Origin of the sequence: Streptococcus mitis, assembly GCF_013305725.1 — a bacterium.
GTDB classification, from domain to species: domain Bacteria; phylum Bacillota; class Bacilli; order Lactobacillales; family Streptococcaceae; genus Streptococcus; species Streptococcus mitis_BO.
Genome location: NZ_CP047883.1, coordinates 1,827,202 through 1,849,296, shown reverse-complemented (window position 1 = coordinate 1,849,296; position 22,095 = coordinate 1,827,202). Strand labels below are relative to the sequence as shown.

Here is a 22,095-nt window from a genome sequence, read left to right as displayed (position 1 = left end):
AACGAAAAAGCATGATAATGATCATAAGCTGAAGGAGTAAGGGTTTCTAGACTATAAACCCAGCGCATGAAATACCGATGTAAAAATACGTTTTTACACAGCACGGCGTTATTTCGCCTTTCAACATCAAGGAGAAATCTATGATAGATGAAACAACGGTCCGCTTAAGGGACTTAAAAAACTTAGGAAAACAAGGAGGTGCGACAGCTCGCTTAGAGGACGGAACAGACCTTATCCTGAAGCCAGACTATGCAGTCAAACAGGCTAGAGGATACGTAGACGGTGTTCTAAGGGATGTTGAATTTCATTTGCCTTATAAAAAGGTCTATGATCAAATTCGCACTATCAAAAAAGGCAGCCACATAGTGGCTAGGAAAGTCAGAAGTCCATCGGGAGTGGAACTTCGCTTGACAGGAAAAGGCTACCAGCCTAAGAACACTAAAAATTAGAAAAGGAAAAATTACAATGAACAAGAAACAAGTATTAGCAACACTCGCCCTTTCAACACTCGCCCTTACACAAGCTGGCGGCTTTGCATCGGCAGACGAACTTGCACCAATTGATTCTTCTGCTCCAACAACGGAAGTAGTTACGCCAACAGCACCTAGCGCTTCAACAGGAACAGAGGCTCCATCAAATCAGTCAACAGAGCCTTCAGTTACTCCAGTTGATCCAACAGCTCCCTCAGACAAGGATAACGCAGGAAGCCTTGACGGAGTGCCAGCTGATAAACCAGCACCTTCAGATAAGGTGCAAGACAAGGATAATGCAGGTAGTCTCGATGGTGTTCCAACACCATCAGATAAACCACAAGACAAAGACAACGCAGGAAGTCTTGATGGAGTGCCAGCTGATAAACCAGCACCTTCAGATAAGGCGCAAGACAAGGATAACGCAGGTAGCCTAGATGGTGTTCCAGATGAACAGCCAAAAACGACTGATCAAGCGAACCAGCAAGGGAAGTCGCAAATTGGAACAACCTCTACATCAACAGGTCAGGCGGTGCATGATATTACGAAAGCACCTGTTCAAACCAGCACAGGTAATTCCATTGTCAGCACTAAAGATGGAAATCTTGTCCTTGAAGATGGTTCTGTAGTTGCTCCTGAAGCACTTGGAGCTGTTACAAATGAAGACAAGACCATCAGTGTTTCAACTGCAGATGGTAAAATGGTAACTTTGCCAAACACAGGAACAAAACAAAGTTTCCTAGCTGTAATCGGTGGCATGTTGTTTACTGCAGTTGGCTACTTCTACAAGAAGAAATTATTTTAATTAAGTGAAGGAGAAAGAAATATGACAGAAAAAACAAAAGGACACGGATATTTCCGTAAGAAAAAATGGGCTAAAGGTTTAGCATCAGGTATTGCAATCGCATGTTTTGTAGCCTTCTCTGCAGGTTCAGCATTTGCGGATGAAGCAGTACAACCTGAAAGCAAAAATGACAATAACATGTATGCTACACAGGCTGGTAAAGCAACAGGAAGCCAGCCTGTAGCGATTGATAATGGAGTAGTCACAAAGGCTGCTGACAAGGCTAAAAAAGCTGGAGTAGTTGTATCTGAAACACGAAATGTTGACAAAGGTACAGACACTACTTCATCTAGTCTTGAACAATCTAAGTCTGAAATCAAACATGATCAGGATAAACAAGTTCAGGAACTTGAAGCCACAACTACAAAACAAGTTCAAAACAATGAAGCCTTCAAGGGGGCTCAGGAAGCTATTCACGCTAACAATCAATTTGTAGCTGCTGAAAAAGCCAAACATGAAGGGGAAACAACTGTCACAGTGACGAATGACGGTTCGACTGCCACAGATGGGACAGCAACTCAAAACAAGAAAGCTACTCAAACAGCTAAAAATACCTTGTCAGAGAATCAGCAAGCTGTCTCAACCTACCTGGAAGAAAAAGGGAAGTACGAAGCTACTGTCAAACAAGCTACGATTTTGAATCAGGCTGTAGAAGCCGCTACTACAGACTTGAAGAAACAGGGCGTAACGGTTGATGCAGTGACACGTACAGTTTCTTCAGTCGCAGAAGTAGAAGCATTGAAGAAAGCAAATGACCAGGCTATTGCAACCGCAAAAAGAAAAGTTGTGCTCAACAAGGCTCTTCTTGATGCCTACTCAGAAAGCCAAACTGCTAGTCAAGAAGTCAATCAAGATGCTGATCGTAAATCCACAGATTTGAAAAACTCTGGTGTACTTTTAACCACTAAAACACAGGAAGTTTCTTCAGCTGATGAAGCGAAGCAAATTGGGAAACAAAACCAAGCAACTTATGACAAAGCTAAGCAGACCCAAGCGGAATGGCAGAAGAAGTACGATGAGCTTCGAGCTAAGACAAGCACGGAAGGCTACACAAAAGAAGTAGTCTTGCAAGCCCTTAGCGTTGCGACCGCAAATCCTGAAGCAACAGTGGAGTCCTCTGCTCCAGGAGCGCAGGTAACTACTAAAGATTACATTGCCTCATCAAATGGAACCTCAGGCTATACTCGTGTTCTTGACTCGACTAAAGTCTTGAAATACAAGGATGTTGGCACTGGATGGAAAACAGAAGTTGACTACACAAATCTGAAAGGTTTGACTGTTTCAACTGCAGATGGTAAAAAGCATGATATTTCTCGTATCCATCGAAAATTCGAGATTCTTAATCAAGGGAAGACAGGGTTAAACGATGTATATGTATTGAATGATCCGACTGAGGGCTTTGTAGTCGCTCGTAATGATGGAGCTGGTGGAGCTGCAGACTACATGAATTTCTTGGTTACGGATACCTACTACTACAACGTGGATGGGAAAGAAGTAGCGTTCACAGCAAGTGAAAAAACTCCTGCTACCCTAACCTATTCTTCACTCAATCACAACCTTATTGGTTGGGAAGGTGCGAAAGCCATTAACGGAACTCATGTTGAAATTAACGGCTCAACTGTAACCTATAACAAGGATTATGGTTATGTTTACGCTGAAGAGTACAACCGCCAAGAAGATGTGGGTCATCTTTGGGATACATCTGACTCACCTTACCAATACAAGGGAGCTGCACTTGGAGTCTTCAAGGAAGGAACAGCCTTCACAACCGAATTTATCCAATGGGATGGACCAGATAATCCAAGTGGCCAAACCTATTGGTTCGCTTTGAATACAAAGGTTGTAACGCCAGTCGTTGAAGTTCCAGCTACTGCAACTATCACAAAAACAACCGTGAAGCCAGTTAAGACTGAACCTGTATCAGCTGAATTGGTTAAAGCGAAAAATCCAGTTAAGCCAACCTTGGCTCTTAAAACACTTTCTGAGACGAAAAATCAGAAGTTATCAGCAAGCTATCACGGCTACAAGTTGCAGTATAAGCCAGTTGTCAGAAAATCTGTAGCAGATACAGATAAGACCAACACAGATGGTAAAACGGTAGCTAAAAACGCTACTCAGCTTTATACATTGACCCATGACAATATCTATGCGAACCTGAAAAAAGGGGACAAGATTACCATCATTGATCCACTCGAAGCTGGAGCAGTTCCTGATGTAGCTGTCACAAAAGCAGCGGCAGAGAAAGCAGGATGGACTGTTTCATATAATGCAGGAAAGAACACATATACCTTTACTGCTACCTATCAAGGAAAACGCCTAGAAGCTCCAGTGATTACCTGGAAGCCAATCTATGATAAAGGATTTTACGATAATACCTACAAGGTTTTAGTAAACGACTATGAAGTTTTCTCAAACCCTGTTACGAACTACACACCGAAGCCACCAAAACCAGTCAAAGCTGTCTTGGATCGCTCTGGTAAGGACATCAATGGTGCGACAACTTTTGACCGCAACGTGACCTTCCGCTTGATGACAGATTACAGCCCTTACACCAAAACACTTGCTTCAACACAAGCGATTGGTAAGAAGTTTGGAATCTTTGATGATGTTCAAGACAAAGCCTTCACAGTTGACCACAGCAAGATCAAGATGACTGCTGCAGGTAAAGATGTAAAAGACTTGTTTGACATGTATCACGTCCTTTCAGACAAAGGGCGTACAGATGCAATCAATAAGATTCTGAAAGAATTGAACTTGAATCCTAAAGGTGAGTTTTATCTTTGGGTAGCGAAGGATTCTAAGAGTTTTTATCACAATTACGTGAAGCAAAATAAAAACGTGACGATTGATCTTCCAGCTAAGCTCCTGGTTAAAGCAGGGGAGAAAGTCGAGAATGACTTTAAACAGATCGACTTTGGCAATGGCTATCAATCAAACCTTGTGACTGTCTCAGTTCCTGATGTGAAGCCTGAAAAACACGCCTTGGATCAAAAGGATAATAAAAAAGTCTTGGACGGCCAAGAAGTACAGATTGGCCAATACATCCGCTATCTACTTGATGGCGTAACCGTGCCTACTAAACACGACAGCCTCTTCCAATATGATGGCAGTGACCAGTTGGATGTGGTTCATGATCGATTCACAGGTAATTGGTCTGGTATTATTCGTGGGACAGAATACCTTGCTGAAAAAGACTTGGTTCTTCCTTATGATGTCATCATGAAGGATGGAAAAGTAGTCAAAGCTGGCGAGAAGATCGCCAAAGGTACAGCTTATGCCTTCTTATTTGAAGTGAACCAAGATACGGATCCTAACTTCCTTAAGAAAGTTGTGACCGTTAAATGGGACGAAAAGTTAGGCAAATGGTCTTACGTTATCAATCAAGATTTCCTAAACTCTCTAGGAGTGCAAGGAACTTTCGATGCGGATTTCTACCTAGAGGTAGAACGCATCAAGGCTGGTAAGGTTGAAAATACCTTTATCAATACAGTCAATTTACAAGAGATGACGGCTAAAGTTACAACAACAACGCCAGAACCTCCAAAACCGGAGCCTAAAGAACCAGGCAAGCCACAACCGCAGCCATCACTTCCAAACACTGGAACAGCAGCAAGCATGCTTCCAACTTGGGGAATGATTTTGGGATTGTTGAGTCTTGCAGGAGCTGGGCTTCGTAAGCATAAAAAATAGAACATCTAGAAATTCCCCCTCATCTATGGTATAATGAAGCCATAAAAAAGAGGGGGAAGAGAGATGAGAAAGGACACGAAAATGGATGCACATGTGACTAGAAGTGGATATAGATACTACACTCCAACTCAAAAAAAATCAGAAGTCACTAAGCCTGAAGAAGAGAAGAAGTGGAAAAAAGGCCTCAGTTGGCTAGGAAAAGCCATCTGGTCAGGAATAAAGAATCTACCGAGTGTAATTGCGAGAGCTGCCGTTTTGATGGTTGCGACTCCACTCATGTTTCTCCTCTTTATCTTTAATCTGATTAAGAGTTTGATTGCAACAGCAATTGGTTGGGTTGTATTTAAGGTTGTTGTGGCTTTTCTGGTTATATGCTACTGGGCATTTTTGACAAAAGAAGGTAGTGCTCCAACAAGTGTTGAACATTGGTTCAAAGATTGGATAATGCCTGAAGGTGTCCCAATTTATCACTGGTGGGAAACGACCATTATCGTTGTCTTAGCTGTAATTACAGCCCTCTCTCTAACCTTTCGTCCAGAGGATGAAAAATAATATTGAATAAACAATGTAGGTGCTAAGGAATTTTCTTAGCACCTTTTTATAAAAAGAAAGTGAGAAAAAAATAATGGATGCAGTTGTAGATTTTATTAACAAAATTGGGAATATCGGTGGGATTATCGGTATTGGTTGGGCCGCTTGGGGTGCCTGGGACTTAGCGGTAGGAATCAAACGTGAATTGGATGATAAGAAGGATAAAGGAATCCAAAGTTTGATACTAGGTGCACTTCTAGGTGCCGTTCTAAAAGCCCTCTTTACAGCTTTGGCAACAGGTCTTCAATCTCTTGGTTAGGATGAGAAAAAAAAAGGAGGTGGTTTTATGAACCAATCCACACTTGATCAACTAACCATGAGTCTGAAAGACTATAATGCGACAGCCTATCAGCTGATGGAGACAGTTTCGGGTTCGATGGAGAAGGTAGCAATTTTGCTTCTTCTCCTTTTTATGGGGATCAACCTCATGAATTGGCACCAACAACTTAAAAGCAATGGTGGGGAGTTGTCTTTTCAGCTTTGGATTGAAGAAATCCTCAAGTATGCCATCGCTCTCTTTTTTATCCTCTATGTGGATGCGATTTTCGATGCCTTGTCTTGGTTGTTTAACGTTGTAATTAAGGCGGTGGCTAGCGCAAGTATTAGTCCGTATGAAACTGAGTTACCGGATTTAAAAGGAGTCAATGCTATAGCTAAAGCTATGCTCCAGTTTATTTATTGGGTCGTTGATTTTGTTGGTCAGATATCAACTAAGTTGTTGATCTTGTTGCGCTCCTTTACGCTTTACACGTATAAGGGAATCGCTAAAATTATTGTCGCTTGTTACATGGTGGATAGCCTACGTCCAATTTGCCTCGGTTTCTTTAAGCTCTATATTGCGGCTGTCCTTCAGGGATTGATTCTAGTTGTTATTATCATGCTTTACCCAGCCATTGTCACGAATGATCTTTTGACAGTTGATAAGACTGGAGCCTGGACAAGTGCTTTAGTTGCCATTGCAAAAGGAATCATTTACATTATTATGCTATTTGGCAGCCAACGCATGACTAAGAATATCATGCAGGTGAACTAGATTATGGTATAATAAAAGGAGAATGAGTGATGATTGAAAGGAGTATAATAATCCTATGAGATCTACTATAAAAAATTATTATGAAAGGTGGACGAAACGGCATGAACGCCGATACAAGGAAGCCTTGGATTACTATAAAAAGCAGTCGAAAGAGGCATTGTTAGCAGAATTGACAGAGCTGGAAATAAAAAAAGAGAGAGCTTCTCGTAGCTGGAAATTGTTGGTAGGTCTCGTATTAACGATTATTTTTTCGGATGATTTGAAACGCCTTCTTGCGATTTTATTTTCACCTCTAACAGGCGTACCTACCAAGGAATTGAACGAAAGTGTATTACTGAGTATCATTATAACACTGTTTATAGTTTTGCTATTTTTGACTATTTTAGTTTATAATTTTAGTTACTCGTTGTTATTAAGGCGGTATCTCATTTTAAAACGCTACATAGAAGAATATCATACTTGAATATAGGAGACGAACTTGTATAGAAATCGATTTTTTGAAGTATTAGAAAGCCCTTATACACCTTATATTGCAGTGGAATTGATCTACGCAATAGTTACCATTTGGTTTAATATCAGTCTTGGTAATTTGAATAAGCAACTAACACATCATTTTGATATCGATAAAATGATAACTCGGAAAGATGTGACAATTGCCACCCATGTTATGTCATATAAAGATAACTCCTCATGGAATTACTTAATCTTTGGGGGTGTGTTGATTTTGATTGGTTTTATGATTCCTATATTATCTTCAATAATAAATAAGTCTAGCTATAAGGAGGAAACAATCAAAAATGTCATTTGGTGTATTATCTTCATAGTTTCAGTGGTTAATCTCTTTTTAATTATTTCAATATCGCAAGCTCTGTTCAGTCCGATAATCATAGCAACTTTAATAATGTGCGCAGTAGGAGCAACATTTGGAGCTTTTGCAATTTTTAACACTTAAAAGTATATGGCAGCCATAATGGCTGTTTTTTTAATGAAAGGAACAGAATGACACGTTTAGGTAGTGAATTTTTAAAGGCTTTAGATAGCTACGAAAGGCCAGTTATAGGGTATATGACACTGAGACAGTTAGTGCTACTATTTGGTATCGCATTGACAGTAGTTGTCACCACCATCCTCTATTGGCTGAAGGCACCTGATATAATCCTTTATGGCGTTGATATTTTATTATTAGCGCCTTTTGTTATTTTCGGGTGTTATATTGATGAAAAAATTAAAGATGAGGTCCGTTTCCTTTTGACTAAGCAGGAACGCTCTTATCAGACAGATTATGACAGAAAGGAATATACAAGAAATGAATTTATTCGGCCGAAAGAAAACCCTGAAACTCTCTAAGGAAGAACGGGAACGGGCCAAACGTCTAAGACGTACCATGACGGCATCTACACAGAATAGTCTTAATTATCAATGGTTGATGCCTGATGGGCTCATGAAAATTACAAATGATCAATTCTCAAAGACCTATCGCCTAGGTGATACAAGCTATATTACTGCAACAGATGATGAGCGAATTGATATCATTGAAACAAACGCTGATATTTTTAATTCGCTGGATATTGACAATGATATGCAGCTATTGATCCTGAATCGTAGGGTAGAAAGCAATAGCTTATCTTCTATCCGCTATGATTTAGTTGGAGATGGATATGACGATTATCGTAAAGAATACAATGCGATGATCAATGATCGTTTTTCTCAGGAACAAAATACCTTCAAGGTAGAAAAATATCTGACGATTACTACCCAAACAGACCAGGATCATCAAGCTAGAAGAATCCTTGATGATACAGCCAGCGTTATTGAAAGTCAATACAGTGGCTTAGGAATCTCCTTTAAGGAGTTAGAGGGATTAGATCGTCTTCTTATCTTCCGAAAACTCTTGAGGCGAGAAGGTTTTATTGATTTCAACTATGAAGACATCGCTATTTCTGGATTATCAACCAGGGACTTTGTAGCTCCAAACTATCTGAAGTTTGAAAAAGATCATATGAAAATTGATGATTGTTTCGCAAGGGTGATGTATGTTAGACAATATCCTACCTTCTTGAATGACAAACTGATTAAGAATATCCTGGATACAGGAATTGAACTGGCTATCAGTCTGCATGCGAAGCCCTATGATACTGCAGATGCGCTGAAGAAAATCAAGACAGTTAAGTCAAGTGTACGTAGGGAAATGATCAAAAGTCAGAAGGCTGCAGCAAAAGAAGGTTATGGAAGTGACCTGGCTGTTGGTGGGAAGGCAGTGGAGACATCTCGAGAAACAGAGAAATGGACTGAAGAACTCCAGGACAATGACCAAAAAATGTTTTCAGGTGTGATGACGATTTTCTTCATGGCTGACAGTCTGGAGGAGTTGAATATCTACACTGAGCAGGTTCAACGATCTGTCCGTAAGAATACGGTAGAACTGGATAAGTGTTACTTGTACCAGGAAGAATCCTTGAATACGATTCTACCGATTGGGATTCCATTTATCAACGTAAAACGCCGTTTTATGAGAGATATGACTACCAGTAACTTGGCCACACAAGTCCCATTTACCAACGTAGATCTTCGATCTAACAGTCCACGTGCAATTTATTATGGCCAGAATCAGCTATCTAAGAACGCTATCACAGTTGACCGTAAGAAAGACTTGAATACAGGTTCAGGTTGTATATTTGGGAATTCAGGATCAGGGAAGTCTGTTCTTGCTAAAGGAGGAGAGATTATTCCTACCAAACTACGTTACCCTGAAGATAATACCATTATCGTCGATCCTGAAGATGAATACACTGTTATTGGCCGAGAATTAGGTGCAGAAATTATCACAATCGCTCCTGGATCACAACATCACTTTAACTTGCTGGATCTACCTGATAAGGATAAACTGCAAGCAGAAGATAGTGATCCGATTGGCCAAAAATCAAACCTCTTATCAACCCTGTTTGAGAATATATTCTCTGAAGTATCAGACGATGAATTTGCGATGATTGACCGTGTAACGAGACAGACCTATGAGGAATTTGAAAAACCAACCTTTAAGGATTGGCAAGCGGTTTTGGAACGTCAACCTGAAGCCGTTGCTAAGGATCTGGCGCTGAAGGCAGAACCTTATACTGTTGGATCAAATGATATCTTTGCACACCCTACAAACGTCAATATGAATAGTCGCTTTATTATCTTCAATCTCAAGCAGTTGAGTGGTAAATTGAAGCCATTTGCCCTCCTGGTGATTCAGGACTTTATCTGGAACCAGGTAGTCAATAACCAAGGTAAAACCATTACATGGTTGTATTTTGATGAGTTGCAGCTCTACTTCAAGAATAAACTTCAGGCAACCTTCTTTACAGAACTGTACTCACGTATTCGTAAATATGGAGCCATCCCAACAGGGATTACCCAGAACCCAGAGACTGTTTTATCTACAGAAGAAGGTAGAAAGCTAGTCGCAAACTGTGAGTTTCTAGCCCTCCTGAAGCTGAAACGAACAGACCTGGAAGCCCTGGAGCAGGTTATCCCTCTTACGCCTTCACTAGAGCGATTTGTCTTGCGGCCAAAAGCAAAGGGTACTGGTTTGATTGTCGCTGGAGATACCATTGTCCCATTTGAAAATCCTATCCCTAAAGATACCAAACTGTATCAATTGGTTGCGACAGATGGTTAAAAAAATAGAAAGAGAGGTGATTTCTTTTGTTTGAAAGTGATCCCAATCAATTAAAACAGGAGCGTAAGCGGAGAATCAAAGAAGGATCCTCCCAGAATGCAGAAAAAAATCCTAAAGAAGCACGTTTAAACTCAAAAGTTGCATTTAAAGAAGCTAAGAAGAATTATCGCTTAGCGAACAAAGATTATAAACTACACAAAGGACCTCAAGCAACAGCTAGAGGTCTTTTCTTTAAGCAACAACGTGATCGAGCAAAGTTGGAAAAACAAATTGCAACAACGCTCTATAAACGAGCTAAAAAAGCTGATGACAGCTATATTCCCAATCGTATAAAGAGACGAACAAAACAAAGCACTCGAATGAAAGCGAGACACGACGTTGAGAAGACAGTCAGAGATAATGAGATTCTTGGAGACTGGGTTCAGGCGAGGCAGAATATACGTCAGTTCAAGTATCAGTTAAACGCATCTAAAAGAGCAACGAAGGCTGCAGGAAATCTGTCTAAGTACTCTATCAAGCACAGCTATGGACAGCTCAATAGAAGCTATAATTTCATCAGAGGGCGAGGGTATACTCGAACACCTAGAGAGTTCTCCTGGGAAGGAAAACTCAGCAAAAAGATGAAACAGACTAGGAATCGGATAGCTCGTTCAAAATTTGGGAAGGTATCAAGAGGTACAGGGAAGGTTTTGAAGGTTGCGACAAAGCCTCTACGTTCCATCCTATCCAATCCATTAGCAGTTAAGTCCTATTTCTTGATGTTCTTCATCTTTGCTGTTTTAGGGATATTTATGGCCATATTTGGAGGCGGTGGTCCTGTCCAACAAAATGAATTTGACCTGAATAAGTCCTGGCTTCAGATCAGTAAACGAGATCGAGAGAAGTCAAATGATAAGGTTGACTATTGGACGAACATCGATGATATGCTCTTTTTCATGAATTTTCGCTACGGTAGTGAGTGGAAACCAGAAAGTAACTGGAATGAGGGAACTGGTGGAGAATGGGCTGGGACGTTAGGTTTCAATCACTATTCGGATGCCTTGAATGACCTTTGGAATCATTTGAATGATAATCCTCATAATTTGAAAAAGATGGCTGATTTATATGGTTCCTCGTCAGATCTCAAGTGGGCTAAGTTGAGTGATAGCGAGTTAGAAGAGTATAAAGAGCTAGAGGAGTTGACTAAAGAGGTTGGTCGGTACCCCTCTTATCAAGAACTAGCTAACCCCTTTTACCAGGAGGACGACCCTTCTTATCAAGCTCCTCTAGTTATCCTGAAGCGGTTTGGTTATACCTCTAAGAGTGAAATCTATGAGAAAACACAACTAAAAGCTTCAACAGGGCAAGCTATAAGAGCTCCTCTTGAGGGTAAAGTCAGTGTGACAGATGATACGACTGTATCCATCAAAACAGATAAAGCCATCTTTACTTATGAAGAGGTAGGAAATATCCGTGTTTCTGATGGTGATCAGGTCAAAGTTGGAGACGAGGTTGGGAAGGTAACGTCAAATGGTTACCAGGTCATCCAGTATCAAAAATTGGAGGAAAAAGAGACAAAGGATAAGAAAGAAAAGTGGACATCAGTCAATCCGGGCTTTTACTTTCAATCTGTCATCTACAATCAGACAACCTCAGTCATTACTACACTTGACGGTGATTTGGGGCAAAAATCACGAGCAATAAAAGACTACTTGAAGCAAAAGGTACCAGGGCTAACAGATAATGGTTTGGCAGCCATGCTTGGGAACTTTGCGACTGAAAGCAATATCAATCCTAAACGTGCTGAAGGAGATTATCTTAGCCCACCAGTAGGGGCTGATTCTTCTTCCTGGGATGATGAGTCCTGGTTATCTATAGGGGGACCTGCTATCTATGATGGTGGGTATCCAAATATTCTTCATCGAGGTTTAGGATTAGGTCAGTGGACAGATACAGCAGATGGTTCTACTAGGCATACTCTATTATTGAATTATGCAAAATCAAAAGATAAAAAGTGGTACGATTTAGAACTGCAGTTAGATTTTATGTTGGAGGGGGATACTCCTTACTATATCACTGAATTGACATCGATTCTAACTAGCACAGAAGACGTGGAGACACTTACAGAGCGGTTCCTGGTTAACTGGGAAGGGAACTCTGGAGACAAGGTCCTAGAGCGCCAAAATAACGCTAAGCAGATCCACGCTTTTCTTACTCAACAAGTTCGAGGAGGTGGAGCGTTAGCGTCTTCCTGGAATTTCCCTGAAGAGTATAAGTCAAAAGTGGAACACCCTCCAACACAGGCTTCTATGACTACACAACAAGGAAGCGGTTATGAAGTGGGACAATGTACTTGGTATGCCTATAATCGTTTAGTTGAACTAGGAACGATTACAGACTTATCAGGAGCTTATGGTTACCTTGGTAATGGTCAGGATTGGGTGGCAAGCCTAGTCGCAAAAGGATGGCGGTATAGTACAACTCCAACAAAAGGAGCTGTTGTATCAGTAGTAGGTGGATTTGGTGGGACACCAGATGTATACGGCCATGTTGCGATTGTGGAAGCTGTGAATCCAGACGGTTCATTCCTCGTTTCAGAATGTAATATCCAAGGAGTACAGGATAAGGTACATTTTTCTGTCCTATATCCAGCTTACTACTATACATTTGCGACACCGAATTAAAAAAGAAAGAAGGTAAATCATGAAAATGATAGATATGGAGAAATTGAAACTCCTTAAAATAGGAGGAATCCTTATAGGAGTTGTGTTAGTTCTAGGATTCGTATTCTGGATTGGTGCAGCAACCTCAGCGCAAAAGAAAGCTAAACAGGAAGCTGAAACAACGCAACAAGAAACCAAAGCAGAGGGAAGCGAACTAACGCAAGAATATGTAAAGGAATTCTTGACGGCTTACTTCAATAAGCAGGATCTTGGAGAAAATAGAAATCGCTATTTGCCCTATATGACAGAAGCTGCTTACAATCAGGAAGTGAACTCTGAAGAAGAACCAACGGTACAAACCTATAAGGGCTATGTAGTGGATACACAGATGAAGTCTTCTACCATCTACATCGATCAAGAAAATAATGTTGTCCTAGCTCAAGTGAGATACACTCAGACACAGTTACAGAAGAAGTATGATTATACTAACGCCCAAACAAACGTAGGATCTTCAAGAACCATACGGATTCGCTTCAGCAAGCAAGATGGGAAATACCTGGTAAATCATATTGACCCTATTTTGATTGTGGACAGCTTGAACGCCAGCGAAAAGGCGAGTATTCCATCGTTAAACAAACCAATCACTAACCAAACACAAAGTACAGAAGGGAAAAAGGAACAATGACAAAATTAGAAACTTTGGAAAAACAAAAACAGAAAGCGGAAGACCGCTTAGCTGACTATATGACCAAGGCCAAGAAGGAAGAAGAGAAACTGCAGCAGCTAGAAACTCAAATCATTCTGGCCAAACATGAGGAACGATCAAACTACTTGGCCAAACATAATTTAACCTGGGCTGATATTGAAACAGCTCTTGCTGAAGGAAAATTGAAAGGAGCTGAAAAACATGTACCGTTTAACCAATCTGACACAAAACAAGACCACAACGTATAAGAATCGAGACCTTGTGTATCAAGCGCTGGAGCGAGAAAATGCCAAGGTTAAGCATGAGGAGGCAGAGGCCGTTTTATTGGTAGAGGAACTAGATAAAAAGAATGTAGTGATCTACCAAGAAGATATCTATTTGCCGTTTGAGGGAATCGCAGACAGCCTCTTCCTGAAGCCTGGTACGTTGAATAACCAGGAGGCTGCAGCAAAAGAAGTAAAACCCTCTTTCTTTAAGCGCCAGACGAAAACAAAAGATCTAGAGAAGGCTCCTGAAGAGAAAACTGAAGCCTCTTCCTTGAAACATGAAACTCCCAAACCTCGACCCTCTTCTAAACGCTCTTTTTGGGTGTATTTAGGAAGAGTTTTGGTGTTATTGAGTCTAGTAGGAAGTCTGACACTTGCTGGCTTATCCTTTACGCTAGTTTACCATCAAGAAAAGCAACTCTCGGCCGTATCCAAGGATCTTTCAAATCTAAAAACCATTCAGTCAAAAACAGGGGAACTAGATGCCTTTTCACGTTACTTTTTACCAGTCCTTTACTCTGATAAAGGGAAAATGGCTGATTTCGTAGCTCCTCAATTAACGATAGATAGACAAGCAGGTCAACTGCAGTCTGTGATTTTGGAATCTAGCTTGATTGTTGATGAAGCAACTTATCAGCTAACCTATGTAGTAGCCGTGAAAGACGGTGAGAACAGAAGTCAGAAACGCTTGGTAGTTACTGTAAAGGAAGAGCCTTCAGCACCTTACGGATTCCAGGTTATTGCTAAGCCAGAACTATCCAATTACCCAAAATAAAGGAGGTCTTACATGGATCAAGAAAAAGTCAGTCATTCTCTGGCTTTGAAAGGAAAAGTTACCCTGGAGATGACGATACAAGCTCTGTATGCCCTCGCAAAAGCCCATTATGAAAAGAAACAACATAAGGCAGCGAATCGAACCTTTGAAGGGGAGACACGTTTTAATGATTTTATGGCCACCAAATCAAAAAAAGATGTCGAGAAATTGTTAAATAGTGAAGTCCACTTGGCCAAGTTGAAGCATTACCTGGAGGAGTATAAGATAGGTTTTACTTATCATCAAAAAGATGGTGCAACTTATCTCTTCTTTGAAACAAAAAATCGCATCTTGGTAGAAAAGGCTCTCAAAGAGATGTTGGCAGATATCACGAAAAGCCCAGAAAAATTGGAAGAGTTTGCGAAAAAAGTGCTGAAGAAACCACATGAAATGACTCCTGAAGACAAAATAGCCTACTACAAGAGTCATACGGTGTATAAGGGAACCACCCCTGTAGTGACGAAGGATATTGGGAAGGAGAAAGCACGATGATTAGAAAGCCCATATGGCCCTACCTGGTGGCGGGGCTATTTTCATTTGTTATTTTCCAGTCCTTTTACCATTACTACCAACTTTCGACTGCAGCAGTACCTTTCATGGGAATGTTGCAGCTTCGTTGGTTGCTAGAACACTGGGAACGCTTCTCTTTTGGTGTTTTCTTTGATTCAGGAGCCTTGTATGCAGGGTTAATCGGATTCGGCCTCCCAATGCTTGTCTATGCTTCTATGGATAAGAATTTATATCGCCAGGGAGAAGAACAAGGTAGTGCTCGTTTTGCGACTTTGAAGGAAATGAGACGATTTGAAGACGTTGATTTTGAGAAGAATATGATTTTTTCAAAACAGGTCAAAATGGGCCTATTTAACTTTCGCTTAGCTTACAATGTTCAGCTCAATAAAAATGTGATTGTCATTGGTCTTCCTGGAGATGGTAAAACCTTTACTTTTGTATTGCCAAACTTAATGCAGATGAACTCAAACTTTGTTGTGACAGATCCTAAAGGAAACCTAGTACACGAAGTTGGGAAGATGCTTGAGAAAGCTGGCTATGCTGTTAAAATCTTTGATTTGATTCGGCTCAAGAATTCAGATCGGTTTAATCCTTTTCATTACATGAAGTCTGAGCTAGATATTGATCGTATCTCTGAAGCAATTACTGAGGGAACGAAGAATAGCGAGCATACTGGAGAAGACTTCTGGGTTAAAGCAGAGTTGATGCTTCAACGGGCATTGATTGGTTATCTCTATTTTGACTCTAAGGATCCTGAAACTGGAGTCCAGTTATACATGCCAAACTTGGGTCACGTTGCGGATCTATTAAGAAATATGTATCGAGAGGATCCAGATGTACCAAGTCCTGTCGAGCAGATGTTTGAAGAACTGAACGAACATCAACCTAACAACTATGCTTATAAACAGTGGAAATTATTCCAAAACTTCAGAGGCGAGACAAGAAACAGTGTGGTAGCGATTTTGTCTTCTCGCTATTCTATCTTCGACCACGAAGATGTCCGAAACTTGATTAGTGAGGATACCATGGAAATGGATACCTGGAATACGAAAAAGACAGCCGTTTTTATTGCTATTCCTGAAACCAATAACGCCTTTAATTTTCTTTCCTCAATCTTGTTTGCGATTGGATTTGAGGTTCTCACACATAAGGCTGATGATATCTTGCAAGGTAAAGTACCTGGCTACAGTAGAAAAAATCTTCGCCACATTCAGTTTATCTTCGACGAGTTTGCGCAAATTGGCCGTATTCCAAACTTCGCCCAGGTTCTCTCTTCGATTCGTAGTCGTGAGATGTCTATTAAGATTATCATTCAAGCTGTCAATCAGCTAGAATCACTATATAAAAGCGATTGGAAGACCATCTTTAATAACTGTGCTACTCACCTATTTTTAGGAACCAATGACAAGGATACAATGGAATACTATTCTACAAGGTCAGGTAAGCAGACGATACGCACTCGATCCACTTCAAAATCGCATAGTTATCGGAACGGATCCTCAAGTGAAAATAAACAAATTCAAGGCCGTCCCCTTCTAACTCCAGATGAAGTCGCAAGAATTGGGGTAGAAGAAGGATTGGTTTTTATTTCTAAACAAAATGTCTTCAGAGATAAAAAAGCAAGTGTCTATGATCATCCTAGAAAAGATGAGATTGCAAGTTCTCCTGAAGACAAAGAAAACTGGTACGAATATACTCGAAAAGGAACAGACATCGATGGCTTGCTTTTATATGCCAACGATTTGACTCCGCAGCTAAAAGAGTTATTCGTGGCCTAACATACAGAAAGGATAGAAGGATGGAAACACCTAAAACACAATTAGGATACCTGGAGAGTATCTCGCAGGTTCTAGCATTAAAGCTAGAAAATTTAGCCACAGAACGTTATGCTATTTGGCAGCTACTTAAACAGGCAGATGAGGAGACTTTTTATCAATTAGCTCCTCATCTTTTTGTGACAACGAATCAGGAAGATCCATTAGTTGTTAGTGAACTAGATGCAACTCCTGAAGGATATCTTTTATTTAAGGAATTAGTAGAGGAGGAAAGAGTATGCCTTTAACAAAAGCACAGGCAAAATCGCTGGATATTTTAGAAGTAGCTCGTAGCCTTGGAATGGAGATGAAGCGAAAGTCACATCGAGAGTATTATTGGGCTGAGCATGACTCGTTTAAGATTGATACTGTGAAGAATACCTGGCATTGGTATTCACAAGCAGATAAGTATGGGGACACCATCAACCTTGTCCAAGAAATGCGAAATGTCAGCTATAAGGAGGCCATGGTATTCTTAGAGACAGGTTCCTTTCCTGAAGCAAAACCAGTAGAGGAAGAACGTCAACCTTTCAATTATACACTAGCCCCTTACGAACAACGATTTGTGGAGGCGAGATCCTATCTCAAGGAGATTAGAGGTCTCTCTGATGATACAATCGACTTCTTCCTGGAAAAGGGAGTATTAGCCCAAGCTAAACGTAAGGATAAAGATGGTGTTATAGAAGATGTCTTGGTTTTTAAATACTTGGACAGAAATCAGCAACTGGTAGGTGCGAGCCTCCAGGGACTTGTTCCTGATCAAGAACGTCATCCTGGCAAAGGATACTTGAAACAAATAATGTATCAATCAGAATCTATTAGTGGCTTAAACGTTTCTATAGGCTCTCCTAAGCGTTTAATTGTGACAGAGGCACCAATTGACCTTATGAGCTATTATGAGCTTCATAAGGGCGAATTAAACGATGTTCGACTGGTTGCGATGGAAGGATTAAAAGAGGGAGTTTTGTCTCACTATGTTCTTGAAATTCTGCAGGAGCGAGGGGAGATTGCGATGGATGAAAGGGATTATACCAAGGCTAGTGAGTTAACACGTACCTCTAAATTTTTATCTGTTGCAGCGGAAACATCCACACTTTTCCAAGATCACAAATATGATGATCTCATCACGCTGGCAGTTGATCACGATAAAGCAGGTACAGACTTTATTACCAAACTACGGGAGAAGAAAATCCCAGTTATCGATGCAAGACCACCAAAACGTGAAGGCCAGGAGAAGACAGACTGGAACGAGATTCTGAAGCAAGAAAAACAACTGGAGCAGACGGAGGAAATTCAAGCATCAAGCCACTTTCCTGATACCAGCCATCTTTCTCCTGAAGATGCAACGTGGTTGAAGGAAAACTGGGATAATATAGGTTTTTCAGTAGAGCCTAGAAAACAAATGGTCATTGATTCGGACAAAACAGTGATCTATGAAAAACCTTCCAATCCTCTTGGAGATGGTAGGGAGCCAAAAAAACAAATTCAGAGCACAGAAAAAGCTCCTGAGAATTCCCAGGAGCAAATGAATGATAGGACCAGTGGTGGCACGGGTTCTTTACAGCCTAAAGCTGAAGGCAGTACCTCACCTGTACTTGAAACAAGTACCTTTGAGCAAACTGTTACCAGTCACCCGACATCATCCTATCCTTACTTACAGTTTAGCACAAATTATGATAAAGTGCAACGGAGAATAGCGAATTATCATCCGATTACACCAGCGGATTTAAGACGATTAAATCAATATGCGCCGTCTATCCAAAGTACAGCGTCCTGGTATTTAAATGAACTGGCTGACAGTAAGATCAACTTTGTTTATGCGGATCATGGAGAGAAGAATGTGCTTCAGGTGACTTTTCAAAAGGATAACTTTATCCATCTTTCAGGGATCAGACCTTTTGAAGAGGGAAAGGGAGCAGCAAATTTCCTAGATGATATTGCAAATGGTCGGGGGCATTATGACGGTATGTTGATTAGTAATGCAATTAAGGATAAATTGCAAGTTCTTCCTATGTTGCGTGATATTTTAGATCCACATTCTTTTGTTTTAGATGATTTGAGCAGTGTTGAAAAGCTTCACAATCTCAATATGAGTGAAGCTATTAAAGCAAAAGATGAAGATTTCTTACTACTGTTTAAAGATATTGGAGATGAAAAAATTCCAGCCTCTCTTATGAAACTCAAGGGAGAGCTTGAAACTAACGTTAAATTGTTGGATGAAAAGATTATTCTCGGTGTTTATAGAGAAAGAGATGGACAGATTGAGCAACTTTCAATCAATGAGGAATATGTTAAAGACAAAGGTGCAGAAATGCTGTCAGTTTTGAAGAATAAGCAGTATGAAGAAGTTTCTAAAGAAACTGAACAAACTACTTCAGAGAGCACACTGAATAAACCCCTACTTGATTCGGCTACGTTTACTCAAGTCTTAGATACTGTCTATAATTTAGGTGTGCCAGGTGACATTTCAAAAACTCCAGAAGAATTTCATCAAGCCTGGAATCAGTATCTTGACTATGCGAAGCAGTACAATGATAAATTTGATCAGATTGTTGCTGCAGCTGGAGAAGACCGCCTCCTAGATACAAATTCAGATTTTTATAAAGAATGGGAACAAGATCGTATTTATAAGGAGAACTACCATGTACGCCTTCAATGGGCTGAGGAGCGCCCAGATGGGCCTAAATTGCCCTTTAAAGAAACTGAGCTGATATCTTATCAAGATTTCGCTAGAGAGCTTTACAAGGCCAACCAGAGTTTCTATCAGTTACATCAGGAAGGGCTAAAACAAGTGACTGGCGGTCACCCAGAAGGCTACATCTCTCCAACTAAGATTCAGTTTAGTATCTACGCTCCTGATGGTGAACTGATTCAGGATAGCATCCGTTACGATATTGGGGATGAGATTAACCCCATCGCTCATAAAGAAAGACTTGGTACACGAGAAATGAGAGAGTACCCAGAATTGATGAAGATAGATGGGGCTATATTCACTCAGTATCATCTGGGGAGATTGGCGAGTGAGTTAGATATTTCGCAGTTCAGTTACGCTTTGGAAGATACTCCTTACGCAGATCAACTTCTATCCCAACTCCCATTTGGAAATTTGGAAAATAGTCCAATTGGATTTACAGATAGTAGTCATGATGGTCGTCTTGGATTTATTTCTTTTGATGGAATGGATAGTGTTGAGGCCGAAAATCTATCTGCTTGGTTTGAGAAGTTGGGAGTCAAGGATTCTCCGTTGGAACAAGTAGCTCTTGTAGAAAAATGGCAAAAAGAAATCAAAAGTTTATCAGAAAAAGTTGAACAAACGATCGCCACAGTTCGAGATGAATTTGAAAAAAAACAAGAGGAAGAAATCAAACTAGAAGAACAAGACCACAACAAACAGGGTTTGAAAAGTGATGCGGATGCTGACGGAGTTTCTGATGAGGAGGAGTTGCTTCAGGGAACGAATCCGTATGATTTTAGATCGAAACCAGGTTCTAAACCAGAGGGCGAGGAGAGTCTACAAGCGGATGAAATTGTTTTAGCAACTGGCAGTCTTGCAGTCGCAGATTTTATTCAAAATAAAGATATGGCAGGATTAAGTCGTCATCTTAAAGAAGGGATTAAGGAGTTTCTGGATTCAGATAAGTACAAAGACTATCTAACGAGAATGAGCCAACTAAATAATTATTCTAATCGCAACTTGCGCTTAATTCTTGCACAAAATCCTGAAGCAAGGCAAGTAGCTTCTTTCAAACAGTGGAAAGAAAACTTTGGTCGCTATGTGAAAAAAGGTGAGAAGGCTTTACGTATTTTTAAACCTATGACGAAGATCAAAAAGGATGAGAATAACCAACCAATATTGGATAAAAATGGGAAACCAGAAACAGTTACATTCTTTGGTTTGGTACCAGTTTTTGATGTTAGTCAGACAGAAGGAAAGGAGATGCCAAAAGCTGCAGAAGTGAAAGAACAGCTGACTGATTTGGACTATGCAAATCTTTACCGTGCCCTAATGGCTATTGCAAAAGAAAATGATGTATCGGTTCGATTTGAAGAGATGGAAAATAATAAACATGGATATTATTCTGTCTCAGAAAATCAAATTGTTTTACGTAGTAATGAGATGAACAAGGCTCAAATTATTAAAACTTTCTTACATGAAATGGCTCATGCAGAGTTGCATCATGCAGATAATCCTCAAAAGGAAAATCTAACTAGAAGCACCGCTGAACTCCAGGCTGAAAGTGTCGCTTATGTCGTTTCTTCATACTATGGTATTGATACGTCAGAGTATTCCTTTAACTATCTATCTGGGTGGTCTGCTGATAAGGAGACACTTGCTGATTTAGAAGCACAGTTGGATATTGTCCAACAAGAAGCTAAAAGTTTAATGGTTCGGATGGATCAAGCATTGGAACAATTAAGATTGAGTCAGGAGAAACAAACGAAGCGTAGTTTTGAACAAAAACTGGAGAAGTTTAAAGATCAGAGCAAGCAGGCTGTCGAAGATCACAAGCAGGAGTTGAAAGCAGATGCACAATCAAAAAAAGAGAAGGGTTTCTCGAAATGACCGAACGGGACACCCCAAATAAACCCAAGGTCAAATTAAAAACAAATCATCATCAAGGAGGACAACACTCATGACTAATGAACAAGAAGAACAACTGATCATCATCCTTTCAGACTTTATTCCAATCATGGATGGAGACAGAGTTCAAGGAGTATCGCCAAACGCTAAAGACTTGACTCGCCAAAAAGTTCTGGAGCAACTAGAGGAAGAACAGTCTCAACTACCTGAAGGAGATCCTGCTCTTTTGGAGTGGGAAGAAGAAAATATTGAGCTACTCAAGATGATTACAGATGAAGAATTTCAAGCTGTACTCACAGAAAAAATCTTACTGACAGAAATACAAATTGGGCAGTCGATTTTCCAGCCTCTAACTGCTCAACAACTTTCTGTCTTAGCTGAAAAGTTACAAGGTCAGAAAGAAAAAAGTGTAGAAAATAGTGATAAGCAATCATCTATTTTCAAAAACATCTTCAGTTGGTTGCGATAAATT

At 40.3% G+C, this 22,095-nt stretch carries 19 protein-coding genes; all 19 read left to right on the top strand.

Going from position 1 to position 22,095, the window contains the following annotated elements; all coding sequences use genetic code 11:
• Positions 1-140: 140 nt before the first annotated feature.
• The 19 genes from M594_RS08835 (at position 141) to M594_RS08745 (ending at position 22,092) form a co-directional block, all read left to right on the top strand.
• Positions 141-449, top strand: a complete 309-nt coding sequence (locus M594_RS08835; RefSeq protein WP_000564688.1) for a hypothetical protein — start codon at positions 141-143, stop codon at positions 447-449.
• A gap of 16 nt (positions 450-465) precedes the next feature.
• A complete protein-coding gene (locus M594_RS08830; protein ID WP_049491935.1) occupies positions 466-1,275 on the top strand; it encodes an LPXTG cell wall anchor domain-containing protein in 810 nt (269 codons plus the stop codon).
• A gap of 21 nt (positions 1,276-1,296) precedes the next feature.
• Positions 1,297-5,004: an SspB-related isopeptide-forming adhesin gene (locus tag M594_RS08825; RefSeq protein ID WP_049547337.1), complete on the top strand. Its 3,708-nt coding sequence runs from the start codon at positions 1,297-1,299 to the stop codon at positions 5,002-5,004.
• Between the two features lie 63 nt (positions 5,005-5,067).
• Entirely contained in the window at positions 5,068-5,556 is a 489-nt protein-coding gene (locus M594_RS08820) for a hypothetical protein (RefSeq protein WP_173876600.1), read from the top strand.
• A gap of 73 nt (positions 5,557-5,629) precedes the next feature.
• Positions 5,630-5,854 carry a hypothetical protein gene (locus M594_RS08815; protein ID WP_000340303.1) on the top strand — a complete coding sequence of 75 codons (225 nt, stop codon included), beginning with the start codon at positions 5,630-5,632 and terminating at the stop codon, positions 5,852-5,854.
• Between the two features lie 27 nt (positions 5,855-5,881).
• Positions 5,882-6,628, top strand: coding sequence for a hypothetical protein (locus M594_RS08810; RefSeq protein ID WP_049493176.1), 747 nt, complete (start codon positions 5,882-5,884; stop codon positions 6,626-6,628).
• Positions 6,629-6,752: 124 nt separating this feature from the next.
• Complete coding sequence (locus M594_RS08805) at positions 6,753-7,091, top strand: hypothetical protein (RefSeq protein WP_239665262.1); 339 nt, start codon at positions 6,753-6,755, stop codon at positions 7,089-7,091.
• A 15-nt stretch (positions 7,092-7,106) separates the two neighbouring features.
• Positions 7,107-7,580, top strand: coding sequence for a hypothetical protein (locus tag M594_RS08800; protein WP_049493172.1), 474 nt, complete (start codon positions 7,107-7,109; stop codon positions 7,578-7,580).
• A gap of 47 nt (positions 7,581-7,627) precedes the next feature.
• Complete coding sequence (locus M594_RS08795; RefSeq protein WP_000197454.1) at positions 7,628-7,975, top strand: PrgI family mobile element protein; 348 nt, start codon at positions 7,628-7,630, stop codon at positions 7,973-7,975.
• Positions 7,935-10,289 (top strand): VirB4-like conjugal transfer ATPase, CD1110 family, encoded by a 2,355-nt coding sequence (locus tag M594_RS08790; RefSeq protein WP_173876599.1) that lies wholly within the window; start codon positions 7,935-7,937, stop codon positions 10,287-10,289. Before M594_RS08795 ends, M594_RS08790 begins: the two co-directional genes overlap by 41 nt.
• A 26-nt stretch (positions 10,290-10,315) precedes the next feature.
• Positions 10,316-12,952, top strand: coding sequence for a phage tail tip lysozyme (locus tag M594_RS08785; protein ID WP_173876598.1), 2,637 nt, complete (start codon positions 10,316-10,318; stop codon positions 12,950-12,952).
• A 19-nt stretch (positions 12,953-12,971) separates the two neighbouring features.
• The gene (locus M594_RS08780) at positions 12,972-13,616 is read left to right on the top strand and encodes a hypothetical protein (protein WP_173876597.1); all 645 of its coding nucleotides are present in this window, start codon (positions 12,972-12,974) and stop codon (positions 13,614-13,616) included.
• A complete protein-coding gene (locus M594_RS08775; protein ID WP_049493165.1) occupies positions 13,613-13,885 on the top strand; it encodes a hypothetical protein in 273 nt (90 codons plus the stop codon). Before M594_RS08780 ends, M594_RS08775 begins: the two co-directional genes overlap by 4 nt.
• Positions 13,839-14,678, top strand: coding sequence for a hypothetical protein (locus tag M594_RS08770; protein ID WP_049493164.1), 840 nt, complete (start codon positions 13,839-13,841; stop codon positions 14,676-14,678). The genes M594_RS08775 and M594_RS08770 overlap by 47 nt, the downstream gene beginning before the upstream one ends.
• 12 nt (positions 14,679-14,690) lie before the next feature.
• Positions 14,691-15,209, top strand: coding sequence for a hypothetical protein (locus M594_RS08765; protein ID WP_173876596.1), 519 nt, complete (start codon positions 14,691-14,693; stop codon positions 15,207-15,209).
• Positions 15,206-17,005 carry a VirD4-like conjugal transfer protein, CD1115 family gene (locus tag M594_RS08760; protein ID WP_173876595.1) on the top strand — a complete coding sequence of 600 codons (1,800 nt, stop codon included), beginning with the start codon at positions 15,206-15,208 and terminating at the stop codon, positions 17,003-17,005. The genes M594_RS08765 and M594_RS08760 overlap by 4 nt, the downstream gene beginning before the upstream one ends.
• Positions 17,006-17,025: 20 nt before the next feature.
• Positions 17,026-17,289 (top strand): hypothetical protein, encoded by a 264-nt coding sequence (locus M594_RS08755; RefSeq protein ID WP_173876594.1) that lies wholly within the window; start codon positions 17,026-17,028, stop codon positions 17,287-17,289.
• Positions 17,280-21,605, top strand: coding sequence for a PBECR4 domain-containing protein (locus M594_RS08750; protein WP_173876593.1), 4,326 nt, complete (start codon positions 17,280-17,282; stop codon positions 21,603-21,605). Before M594_RS08755 ends, M594_RS08750 begins: the two co-directional genes overlap by 10 nt.
• A gap of 70 nt (positions 21,606-21,675) precedes the next feature.
• Entirely contained in the window at positions 21,676-22,092 is a 417-nt protein-coding gene (locus M594_RS08745) for a hypothetical protein (RefSeq protein WP_042768467.1), read from the top strand.
• Positions 22,093-22,095: the final 3 nt, after the last annotated feature.